The following is a 10,838-nucleotide window of genomic DNA, read 5'->3' as shown; positions in this document are numbered from 1 at the left end:
AGGGGGGACCCTGTGGGAGAGTAGGACGCCGCCGAACTCCTTTTAGGAAGAGCCCCGTGCCCTTGTGGCACGGGGCTTTTTCGCGTTCCGACCCTCTAAAGTCGTGCCATGCGCTACGAACTTGTCATCTTCGACAACGACGGTGTGCTCGTGGACAGCGAGCCGATCTCCAACACCATCCTGGCCGGCTACCTCACGGAGCTGGGCCACCCCACCTCGTACGAGGAGTCCCTGCGGGACTACATGGGGTCCGCCGTGCACCGCGTCCACGACCTTGTCCAGGAGCGGACCGGGACCGAGCTGCCCGAGGACTTCGACGTCACCCTCCACTCGCGGGTCTTCGCCGCGTTCGAAGAGGAACTGGAGCCCGTCCCCGGCATCGACGACCTGCTGGGCAAGCTGGTCGCCGAAGGCGTCCCGTACTGCGTCGCCTCCTCCAGCAGCCACCAGCGCATCCGGGTCAGCCACCGGAAGACCGGGCTCGACCAGTGGTTCGAGGAGGAATGGATCTTCAGCGCGGAGGACGTCGGCCGGGGCAAGCCGGCGCCCGACCTCTTCCTCCTCGCCGCCGAGCGCATGGGGGTCGCGCCCGAGCGGTGCGTCGTCATCGAGGACAGCCCGCTCGGAGTCGAAGCGGCCCGGGCCGCCGGCATGGACGTCTACGGGTTCACGTCGATGATGCCCGCGGACCGGCTGACTGGTGTGACCGGGTACTTCTCCGACATGAGCCAGCTGCCGGAACTGCTTGCCTGACGCGTCTACCCACGGGTAGAGACTGGCTCTACGCTCGCCGCCATGACAGATGCACGGTTGCGGCACGGCAGGGCGTCCCTCGCGTTGAGCTTCTTCGTGCAGGGGGCCACCTTCGCCCTGCTGGTCACGCGCATCCCCGCGATCCAGGACCGGTACGGGATATCCGACGGCCTGCTGCCCGTGTTCCTCGCCGCCGTCCCGATCCTGGCCGGGGTGGGCAGCGTGCTCACCGAGAAGGTGGTCGCCCGGGTACGGCCCCGGGTGGTCCTGCGGTGGACGCAGCCCGTCGTCCTCCTCGCGCTCCTCGGCGCCGGCGCCGGCAGCGAACTCTGGCAGGCCGCCCTCGCGCTCGGGGTGTTCGGTCTAGCCGTCGGCGCGCTCGACGCGTCCATGAACATGATGGGCGTCAGCCTCCAGCGGGCGTACGGGCGCTCCATCATGCTCGGGTTCCACGCCGCGTACAGCCTGGGCGGGATCGCGGGGGCCTCGATGGCCTGGGCCGGGGCGCACTGGGACCTGTCGCTGCCGGCCTCCTACCTTCCGGCGGTCGTGGTGATGCTGCCCGCGGCCTTCGTCGGGAGCCGGTGGTACGTGGAGGGCGGCGAGGAGTCACCGGAGAAGGGGGCGGCCGGGCGGACGGTCTCCTTCCGGTTGCTGCTGCCGCTGTGCCTGGTCATGGCGTTCGCGTACATAGGGGACTCGACGGTCTCCAACTGGAGCGCGAAGTACCTCCAGGACGTGCTGGGCAGTTCGGAGCAGCTGTCCACCGTCCCGTACAACGTCTACATGGTGACGACGCTGCTGGGGCGGGCCGTCGGGGACCTCGGGGTGCGGCGGTTCGGTGCGGTGGCCGTGGTGCGGTGCGGGGCGGTGCTGGCGGCCGGCGGGTTCGCCGTGGTGGCCGTGGCCGGCGGGGCGTGGACCGGGATGCTCGGGTTCACCCTGCTGGGGCTCGGGCTGTGCGTGATCGTGCCGCAGACCTTCGCGGCGGCCGGGCGGATGTTCCCCGGGGCGAGCGACACCGCGATCGCGCGGCTGAACGTCTTCAACTACGTCGGCTTCCTCGTCGGCTCCCCGCTCGTCGGGGCGCTCGGGGACGCCTGGAGCTACCGGGGCGCCATGCTCGTCCCGACGGTGCTGGTGCTGGCGACGCTCCTGTACGCCAAGTCGTTCGGCGCGGAATCCGCCCGATACGGTGGCGGGCATGAGCGGCCGCGCACAGCTGATGTGGGATGACGCAGTAACGGGCTACGACTTCGGGGAGAGCCACCCGATGGACCCGGTCAGGCTCGCCCTGACGATGGGCCTGGTGCGGGCCTTCGGCCTCGACCGGGCGGTCGACGTGGTGGCGGCCAAGCCGGCCGGGGACTCCACGCTGCGGCTCGTGCACCGCCCGGACTACGTGGCGGCGGTGAAGGCCGCGTCCGCCGACCCCCGCTCGGCCGACCAGAAGTACGGCATCGGGACCGTGGACGACCCCGCGTTCGCCGGGATGCACGAGGTGTCCGCGCTGATCGCCGGGCAGTCCGTGGCCGCCGCCGAGGCGGTCTGGCGCGGCGAGACCCGGCACGCCGTGAACTTCACCGGCGGGCTGCACCACGCGATGCCCGGCGGCGCGGCCGGCTTCTGCGTCTACAACGACCCGGCGCTCGCCATCGCCCGGCTCCTGGAGCTGGGCGCCGAACGCGTCGCGTACGTCGACGTCGACGTCCACCACGGCGACGGCGTGCAGGCAGCCTTCTGGGAGGACCCCCGCGTCCTGACGGTCTCCCTGCACGAGCACCCGCGCACCCTGTTCCCGCAGACCGGATGGCCGGAGGAGACCGGCGCGGGCAGCGGCGAGGGCGGCGCGGTCAACGTGGCGCTGCCGGCCGGGACCGGGGACGCGGGGTGGCTGCGGGCGTTCCACGCGGTGGTGCCCGAGCTGCTGGCGGACTTCCGGCCGCAGGTGCTGGTGACCCAGCACGGGGCGGACACGCACTTCGAGGACCCGCTCGCGCACCTGGCGGTCTCGCTGGACGCGCAGCGCTCGGTGATGGCCGCGTGCCACGACCTGGCGCACACCTACGCCGACGACGGGCGCTGGGTGGCGCTCGGCGGCGGGGGCTACGCGGTGGTGGATGTGGTGCCCAGGTCCTGGACGCACCTGGTGGGCATCGCCGCGCACGCCCCGGTGGACCCGGAGTCGGTGATCCCGTCGTCGTGGCGGGACGAGGTGTACGCGCGGACGCGGCAGTTGGGGCCCGCGCGGATGACGGACGGGCGGACCCCGTCCTGGTCGCCGTGGGAGGACGGGTACGACCCGGCGGACCGGCTGGACCAGGCGATCCTCGCGACGCGGCGGGCGGCGTTCCCGCTGCGGGGGCTGCTGACCTGAGCGGTTCGGTTACGGGGGCGAGCACGGTTTACGCCGACTGTGGGGCGTAATCGGGCTTTTGGCCCCTGGGCGGGCCGGGTGGGGCAGCATCGGTGGGGTGTTGAGCACCGGAGCGCTGCGTGCGCATCTGCTGGCGGCCCGGCTGGCCGGGCCCGTGGCCACCTCGCGTGAGGTGAGCCTGCGGAGTTATCGGCTGTTCGCGGCCAGGGACCCCCGGGTGACGCTCGGCCTCGACCCCGAACGGGGCTGGGGCGAGCGCGAGTTGCTGGAGCTGATGGCGGACAGGTGCGGCGTCTCGGACGATCCCGCGCATGTGTCGGGGCCCGATGTCATCGATCCGGAGCGGACGGTGGCGGGGCTCGACGCGTTCGCCGTACGGCTGGCGGACGCGGCGGCCCGGCGGGTGCCGGTGCTGTTCGGCACGGGGCATCCGCACCGGCTGATCGGTTTCTACGCGGCGCTGGCAGACGCTTTGTCGACGGCGGGCTGCCCGGTCCTCACCCCGGCGCAGGGGCGATGTATCGACATAACGACTCGGTTTGGCGTACGCACGTACAGCCTCGACTACGTACGGGGTGTCGCGCTGGTGCGTGAACCCGGCGCGGGGGTGGCCGGTGGTGGCACCGGCGCACACTCCCATTCGCCGCTGCCCGTGCGGGTCGCGCTGGATGCCGCCGCGGCCGGGCGCGGGCCCGTTCCGGAGTTGGTCGTCGGGGACCACGGGTGGGTCTGCGGGGCAGGTCAGCTCGGTATCGAGGCGATCGGCCTGGCCGATACGGACGATCCCGCGCTGTTCGTCGGGGAGGCCGAGGGGCGGGTGGCGGTGGCGGTTCCGCTGGACGACGCGGTGCGGTCCGCGTACTACCTGCCGCTCACGCGCTATGTACTCAATCGCGCCTGTCTGTCACAGTAGCGGCCGATCGTCTCTCCTCTTCCCCACTCGCACCACCCGCCCCTAATCTGTGGAGTGAGCGCACAACGACGAAGAGTCACCGGAGGGGAAGCCGGTGCGCGTCTCGTGCGGAAGGTACAGGTGAGTCATGGCTGCTGACAGCGAGAGTCCTCTGAGCGAGGTCAAATTTCTGACCGTGGCGGAAGTCGCCTCGGTCATGCGGGTGTCGAAGATGACCGTGTACCGCCTGGTGCACAGCGGTCAGCTGCCGGCGATCCGGGTGGGCAGGTCCTTCCGGGTGCCGGAGCAAGCGGTTCACGAGTATCTGCGCGAGTCCTTCGTGGGGGTGGCATCGGCCTGACATTCCCCTCGGATTACGTCCCTCACGCGGTGGCGGGTAGGCTAGGCCGACGTAGGTCGTGTGGGCCCAGACGCCCCGCACCAGTGAAGAAGAAGTGAGCGAGGGTAGTCGTGGGCTCTGTTATCAAGAAGCGGCGCAAGCGGATGGCGAAGAAGAAGCACCGCAAGCTGCTCAAGCGCACGCGCGTTCAGCGTCGCAACAAGAAGTAAGCGAACGCAGTTCGTGAAATCCGCAGCCCTTCCGCCGTTCCCGGCGGGAGGGCTGCGGTGCTGTGTGCGGGGGGTGTCCACCGGTTACGGTGACGTCCTGACCGACCGAATGCGGGAGACCGACGGAAGGCGCTGATCTTGGGGAAGGTCGTGCTCGTCACGGGAGCGGCCCGGCAGCTGGGCGGACGTTTCGTCCGGCGCGTCCAGCGTGATCCGGACGTGGAGCGGGTGATCGCCCTGGACGCGGTCGAGCCGGGGCACGAGCTGGGCGACGCGCTCTTCGTGCAGGCGGACATCCGCGGGCCCGCCGTCGCCAGGGTGCTCGCCGAGCACTCCGTGGACACCGTCGTCCACCTGGACGTCAGCGGTTTCGCGCTCGGGGCCCAGGGGCGTACGGCGGTCAAGGAGACCAACGTCATCGGCACCATGCAGCTGCTCGGCGCCTGCCAGAAGGCCCCGGCCGTGCAGCGGCTCGTGGTGAAGTCCAGCACCGGTGTGTACGGTTCGGCGCCCCGCGACCCGGCGGTCTTCCACGAGACCACCCCGCCCAAGTCGCTGCCCGGCGGCGGCTTCGCGAAGGACGCCGCCGAGGTCGAGGGGTACGTACGGGGCTTCGCCCGCCGCCGGCCGGACGTGGCCGTGTGCGTGCTGCGGTTCGCCAACATCCTGGGGCCCGGCGCGGACTCGCCGCTCGCCGACTACCTGTCGCTGCCGGTGCTGCCGACCGTCTTCGGGTACGACCCCCGGCTCCAGTTCGTCCACGAGGACGACGTGATGGACGTGCTGTCCATCGCGGCGACCGAGCCCAGGCGCGGGACGCTGAACAGCGGCACGTTCAACATCGCGGGGGACGGGGTGCTGCTGCTGTCCCAGTGCGCGCGGCGGCTGGGGCGGCCGACGGTGCCGATGCTGCTGCCCGCCGTCACCTGGGTCGGGCAGGCGCTGCGGGCCGTCGGTATGACGGACTTCTCGCCGGAGCAGATCCGGCTGCTCACCCATGGCAGGGTGGTCTCCACGGTCCAGATGCGCGAGACGCTGGGCTTCTCGCCCCGGTACACGACGGGGGAGACGTTCGCGGCCTTCGCGCGCAGCCGGGCGCCGGGGCTGCTCCCGCCCCGCGCGGTGGGCCGGGCCGTGGACCGCGTGGCCGCGAGCGTGCCCCGGATCGCCGGGTCCGGCGACGGCCCCCAACCGACCCCGAGCGCCAGGTAGAGGAGCGCAGCGACGATGGCGGACGCCAAGGTCATTCCGTTCGACGACGACCGTTCGCGGCCGGGGAGCGCACCGCGCGCCGCGCGCCGGCGGTCCCCGGTACGCGGCACGGGGTCGGTGAGCGCCCTGCCGGGGCCCTCGGGCGCCCAGGACGCCGTGCCGGAGCCGGAGGGGCCGGGCGGGGGCGGCGCGCCCGCGCGGGGCGCCTGGGACCGGCGGATCGCGGGCGGGCTCGCCTTCCTGCGGCGGCGGGTCACCGGCGAGTACGACGTGGACGAGTTCGGCTACGACGAGGAGCTGACCGACCAGGTCCTGATGTCGCTGCTGCGGCCGGTGTACGAGAAGTACTTCCGGGTCGAGGTGAAGGGCATCGAGAACATCCCGTCCGAGGGCGGGGCGCTCATCGTGTCCAACCACTCCGGGACGCTGCCGCTCGACGGGCTGATGCTCCAGGTCGCGGTGCACGACCACCATCCGGCGGACCGGCACCTGCGGCTGCTCGCGGCGGACCTGGTCTTCATGCTGCCCGTGGTCAACGAGCTGGCCCGGAAGGCGGGGCACACGCTGGCGTGCGCGGAGGACGCGGAGCGGCTGCTGCGCAAGGGCGAGGTCGTCGGGGTGATGCCGGAGGGCTTCAAGGGCATCGGCAAGCCGTTCGGCGAGCGGTACAAGCTCCAGCGCTTCGGGCGGGGAGGCTTCGTGTCGACGGCGCTGAGGGCCGGGGTGCCGATCGTGCCGTGCTCGATCGTGGGCGCGGAGGAGATCTACCCGATGATCGGGAACGCGAAGACGCTGGCGCGGCTGCTCGGCTTCCCGTACTTCCCGATCACGCCGACGTTCCCCTGGCTGGGGCCGCTGGGGGCGGTGCCGCTGCCGACGAAGTGGACGATCCAGTTCGGTGAGCCGATCCCGACGGACGGCTATCCGCTGGAGGCGGCGGAGGACCCGATGCTGATGTTCAACCTGACGGATCAGGTGCGGGAGCAGATCCAGCACACGCTGTACAAGCTGCTGGTGCAGCGGCGGTCGGTCTTCTTCTGACGGCCGCCGCCGCACCACGCGGGCCGGGTCAGCGCCGTTCGTCCTCGGCGTCGATGCCGAGACCGCCGATGAGCCCCGGGAGCAGCGGCGGGATGGTGATGTCCGGCGACGGCGTCGAGCTCGGCGCCGCGTCGGAGGGCCTGGGCGCGGCCGGGGACGGCGGGTCGAGGAGGCCGTCCGTGGAGCCGCCGATCAGGCCGCCCGCCGGACTGGAGCCGGCGTCCGAGGGGCGCGACGAGGTGCTGGGGCCCGTACCGCCGTCCTGGTGGTGTGCGGAGGACGAGGGCGACGGGGGGTGCGCGTCGGTGGAGGGGGCCGCGTCGGTGCCGGTGGATTCGGAGCGGCGGGACTCGGGGCCCTTCTCCGGGGCGCGCGGGAACAGCGACTGGAGGGGGGCGACCTCTTCGTCTATGGCGTCGAAGACCGAGCTGACCTGATTGCCCACGTCGGTCAGCTGGACGGGGAGGCGGTCGCGGAGGCCGGCCCAGGTGCCGCGGTGGGAGCGGGAGAAGGAGTCCAGGGTCTGGATGGGGCCGAGGGCGCCGTCCCGTTCGTACGCGGCGTGGAGGAGGCGGTGGCCCTCGGCGGCGTCGTGCGACATGCCGTTGAGCGTGCGCCTGATCTCGGCGAGCTGTTCGTGGTCGAGGTGGCCCGAGCGGGCGCGCTCCATGAGGCGGCGGGCTTCGCCGAGGCGGGTGGACGCCTGGTCGAGGTAGATCTCGCCGCGGTCCGTGTCGTCGCGGGTGAGGCCGAGGTGGAGGTCCTCCATGCCGCGCTTCAGGCCGTAGAGCGAGTCACCGGGGAGGGCGTCGGAGCTGGCGGCGGCCACTCCGCCGAAGGCGCCGGCGGCCACCCCGACGGTGAGCCCGCCGGCGGCAAGGCCCTTGGACCAGCGGGATCTGGGGCGCAGCTTGCGGAGCGGGGAGGCGCGGTGGCTGCCCCTGCTCCGTTGCCCCGGCACCGTAGGGTCCGTGGACGCGCCTCCCTGGGCGAACATGGCTTCCATGGCGGCGACGAGCTGGGCTCGCTGCACCACTTTGACCTCGGGGTCCAACTCCGGCTTCGGCAGCTCACCGAGGCCGTTCGCCAGGGCCAACAGCGGTCCTTGGTCGGCCTGTTCGGCCGGGTCCTCGGGCTGTACGGCCGCCGCACCGGGGAGCGACTGCTCCTCCAGGGCCTGGGCGAAGGCGTTCGCCCGCCGGTGTGCCGAGACGTTTGCGATCACTGGCGGCACCTCCTCTCGTCATGACGGTCGACTCCCCTGGGGATCCGGAAGGTTGCACACCTTGAGCGCTTCCACACGAACGAGTGAGCGTCAGCGGACATGGTGTGACGACAGGGGGCCTGCAACCGGCACAACGAGTGGCGCGGCACTTGGGTTACGCACGAAAGATGATCGGACCAGTGCGTGGGGAACACGACGCCGGGACCGGCCCGGCGGGGGAGCGGTCAGCGGGCATCGTCCGGGAGGAGCCGGGCGAGGGTGCGGACGGCGCGGTACTGGAGGGTCTTGATCGCACCCTCGTTCTTGCCCATGACGCGGGCGGTCTCGGCGACGGAGAGCCCCTGCAGGAAGCGCAGGGTGACGCACTCCTGCTGCTGGGGGTTGAGGCGGCGCACGGCCTGGAGGAGCGCGGCGTTGGAGAGGGACTCCAGGACGGAGTCCTCGGGGCTGCGGGCGACCTCGTTGGCGTCGAGCATTTCGCCGGTGGTCACTTCCAGCCGGAAACGACTGGATTTGAAATGGTCGGCGACCAGGTTGCGCGCGATCGTGACCAGCCAGGCGCCGAAGTCGCGGCCCTGCCAGGTGAAGGTGGAGATCCGGCGCAGGGCGCGCAGGAAGGTCTCGCTGGTGAGGTCCTCCGCCGTCGCCTTGCTGCCCACGCGGTAGTAGATGTATCGGTAGACCGTGTCGCTGTACTGGTCGTAGAGGCGTCCGAAGGCGTCGGCCTCGCCGGCCTGGGCGCGCTCGACGAGCTCCATCATGCGCGCGCTGTCGCTGTCGGCGGCGGGCCGCCGGACGGGGGCGGCGGTGGTCGCCGCCCCGCGGTTGCCGCGTCTTCCCACCGCCGCGGCGCGTTCGGCCAGGGCGTAGCAGGGGCCGGCAGGTGCAGGGGTGGCGAATGCGGGTACGGCGTACGCGGTGGGGACGAAGCCGCGCATGCGTTCGGCTACTGATGCGCGCAGCGTAGCCAGGCCCGAGGCGTCAACCCCGACGTGTGGGTACACGGGACTCCCAGAGGCAGAGCTTCCATCACGAGCAGTGCGAAACCGTCACTCGTCGTAGTGAGCGGCGGGTCCGGAATGCGTCTGAGGAGAATAACGCTTCGTGCAGGGCGCGCTACGCCCAGTTGCATAAATCATCGATTGCGTCGCTTCTGTGCCAACTTTTCGACGCAGCACGTCATGCGTCATGACCGCTTGTTGATCGAATTGCTTCGGAATCTGTCTGCGGGTGCGACGGGTTGTGGCCGGTGAAAAGGGTGTGCCGTGTTGACGCGCGCGGGCGTGGAACGTCGGCGGACGCGGCGAAGGTCAGCGGCGGCGGCGGTGCAGGGCGACGGCCGCGGCCGTGCCGCCCGCGAGGGCGCCGACCCCGGCGGCGGCCGGGATGCCGACCTTGGCCGCCTTGCGCCCGGTGCGGTAGTCGCGCAGCCGCCAGTCGCGGGCGCGGGCGTACTTGCGGAGCTTGGCGTCCGGGTTGATCGCGTACGGGTGGCCCACCAGGGACAGCATCGGGATGTCGTTGTGCGAGTCGCTGTACGCGGCGCAGCGCGTCAGGTCCAGGCCCTCCGCCGCCGCCAGGGCGCGGACCGCCTCGGCCTTCGCGGGCCCGTGCAGGGGCTCGCCGACCAGGTGGCCGGTGTACACCCCGTCGACCGATTCGGCGACGGTGCCGAGGGCGCCGGTCAGGCCGAGCCGGCGGGCGATGATCGTGGCGGTCTCCACCGGCGCCGCGGTGACCAGCCAGACCCGCTGGCCGGCGTCCAGGTGGGCCTGGGCCAGGGCGCGGGTGCCGGGCCAGATGCGGTCCGCCATGTACTCGTCGTAGATCTCCTCGCCGATCGACATCAGCTCGGAGACGCGGTGGCCCTTGACGATGGAGAGCGCGCTGTCGCGGGCGTCCTGCATGTGCTCCGGGTCCTCGACCCCGGCCAGCCGGAACCACGCCTGCTGCCAGGCGAACCGGGTCAGCTCGCGGCGCTCGAAGAACTTCCGCTTGTACAGGCCGCGGCCGAAGTGGAAGATCGCGGCGCCCTGCATCACGGTGTTGTCGAGGTCGAAGAAGGCGGCGGCCCGTTCGTCGCCGACGACGGGGAACTCCGGCTCCTCCGGCGCGGCCTTCGCGGCGGCGGATTCGGCTTCCAGCGAGGACTTCCGCGCGGCCTCCGCCGCCGCCTCGCCCGCCAGCACGCTGCGAGCGGTGGCGGAGCGCCTGCGCGGGGTGAGCCATCCAAGAGCGGCCATGCGGTCGAGCATAGCCAGTCGGCCCGGTCGTTCCGGGTCCGCCGTGGTGCCGTGGTGTGAACTCCTGGTGTCCGCGCGCTCCGGGACGGGGCCCGAGAATGAGAGGCATGAGTGCCTTGCTGCGTCGTAGGAAGAAGAACCCCGCCGAGCGCGTGGTGACCCTGGTGGGGAAGCCCGGCTGTCACCTCTGTGACGACGCCCGCGCGGTGGTCAGGGCGGTCTGCGAGGAGACCGGCGCCTCCTGGGAGGAGAAGGACATCACCCTGGACGAGGAGCTGTACCGGGAGTACTGGGAGCAGATCCCAGTGGTGCTCGTGGATAACGAACAGCACACGTTCTGGCGGGTGGACCCGGCGAGACTGCGCAGCGCGCTGCTTTCGTGAGGGAAACCCGGTTACCATCGTGGGCGTTTTGAGTGGTCTCGGGGGCGTAGTCGTGAGGAGTGTGTACCGCTTTGCCCCCTTCGGGCCTGCAACGGGCTGATGCGATCCATGGTTCCTGGATCGCGCGACGGATGTGCGTGAC

At 71.6% G+C, this 10,838-nt stretch carries 12 protein-coding genes; 9 read left to right on the top strand and 3 right to left on the bottom strand.

The genetic code is table 11. The features are described from left to right. Window positions 1-108: 108 nt before the first annotated feature. The 8 genes from FKN01_RS26305 to FKN01_RS26270 all read left to right on the top strand — a co-directional run bounded on the left by FKN01_RS26305 (window position 109) and on the right by FKN01_RS26270 (window position 6,845). Window positions 109-753, top strand: coding sequence for an HAD family phosphatase (locus FKN01_RS26305; protein ID WP_143624810.1), 645 nt, complete (start codon window positions 109-111; stop codon window positions 751-753). Window positions 754-795: 42 nt separating this feature from the next. After that, entirely contained in the window at window positions 796-1,989 is a 1,194-nt protein-coding gene (locus FKN01_RS26300) for an MFS transporter (protein ID WP_185992993.1), read from the top strand. Next, window positions 1,958-3,130, top strand: coding sequence for an acetoin utilization protein AcuC (locus FKN01_RS26295; protein WP_143624808.1), 1,173 nt, complete (start codon window positions 1,958-1,960; stop codon window positions 3,128-3,130). The genes FKN01_RS26300 and FKN01_RS26295 overlap by 32 nt, the downstream gene beginning before the upstream one ends. A 97-nt stretch (window positions 3,131-3,227) precedes the next feature. Beyond that, window positions 3,228-4,043: a phosphatase gene (locus FKN01_RS26290; protein ID WP_143624806.1), complete on the top strand. Its 816-nt coding sequence runs from the start codon at window positions 3,228-3,230 to the stop codon at window positions 4,041-4,043. A 127-nt stretch (window positions 4,044-4,170) separates the two neighbouring features. After that, complete coding sequence (locus tag FKN01_RS26285) at window positions 4,171-4,383, top strand: helix-turn-helix domain-containing protein (protein ID WP_143624804.1); 213 nt, start codon at window positions 4,171-4,173, stop codon at window positions 4,381-4,383. A 110-nt stretch (window positions 4,384-4,493) separates the two neighbouring features. Next, window positions 4,494-4,592, top strand: coding sequence for a 30S ribosomal protein bS22 (locus FKN01_RS26280; protein WP_003948845.1), 99 nt, complete (start codon window positions 4,494-4,496; stop codon window positions 4,590-4,592). Between the two features lie 138 nt (window positions 4,593-4,730). After that, window positions 4,731-5,804, top strand: a complete 1,074-nt coding sequence (locus FKN01_RS26275) for an NAD-dependent epimerase/dehydratase family protein (protein ID WP_143624803.1) — start codon at window positions 4,731-4,733, stop codon at window positions 5,802-5,804. Between the two features lie 15 nt (window positions 5,805-5,819). After that, window positions 5,820-6,845: a lysophospholipid acyltransferase family protein gene (locus FKN01_RS26270; RefSeq protein WP_143624801.1), complete on the top strand. Its 1,026-nt coding sequence runs from the start codon at window positions 5,820-5,822 to the stop codon at window positions 6,843-6,845. Window positions 6,846-6,873: 28 nt separating this feature from the next. Here the strand turns inward: FKN01_RS26270 and FKN01_RS26265 are convergent, their stop codons facing one another. From FKN01_RS26265 to FKN01_RS26255, 3 genes are all read right to left on the bottom strand, one after another. Continuing rightward, window positions 6,874-8,070: a DUF5667 domain-containing protein gene (locus tag FKN01_RS26265; protein WP_143624799.1), complete on the bottom strand. Its 1,197-nt coding sequence runs from the start codon at window positions 8,068-8,070 to the stop codon at window positions 6,874-6,876. Between the two features lie 224 nt (window positions 8,071-8,294). Continuing rightward, window positions 8,295-9,074, bottom strand: coding sequence for an ECF subfamily RNA polymerase sigma factor, BldN family (locus tag FKN01_RS26260; protein WP_143624797.1), 780 nt, complete (start codon window positions 9,072-9,074; stop codon window positions 8,295-8,297). A gap of 306 nt (window positions 9,075-9,380) precedes the next feature. Next, window positions 9,381-10,313: an HAD family phosphatase gene (locus tag FKN01_RS26255; protein WP_143624795.1), complete on the bottom strand. Its 933-nt coding sequence runs from the start codon at window positions 10,311-10,313 to the stop codon at window positions 9,381-9,383. Window positions 10,314-10,420: 107 nt separating this feature from the next. Between FKN01_RS26255 and FKN01_RS26250 the strand changes: the two genes are divergently transcribed. Continuing rightward, a complete protein-coding gene (locus tag FKN01_RS26250; protein ID WP_143624793.1) occupies window positions 10,421-10,696 on the top strand; it encodes a glutaredoxin family protein in 276 nt (91 codons plus the stop codon). Window positions 10,697-10,838 lie beyond the last annotated feature (142 nt).

It is taken from the genome of Streptomyces sp. 130 (genome assembly GCF_007096885.1).
GTDB lineage: Bacteria > Actinomycetota > Actinomycetes > Streptomycetales > Streptomycetaceae > Streptomyces.
This window is presented reverse-complemented; position numbering and strand designations above follow the sequence as displayed.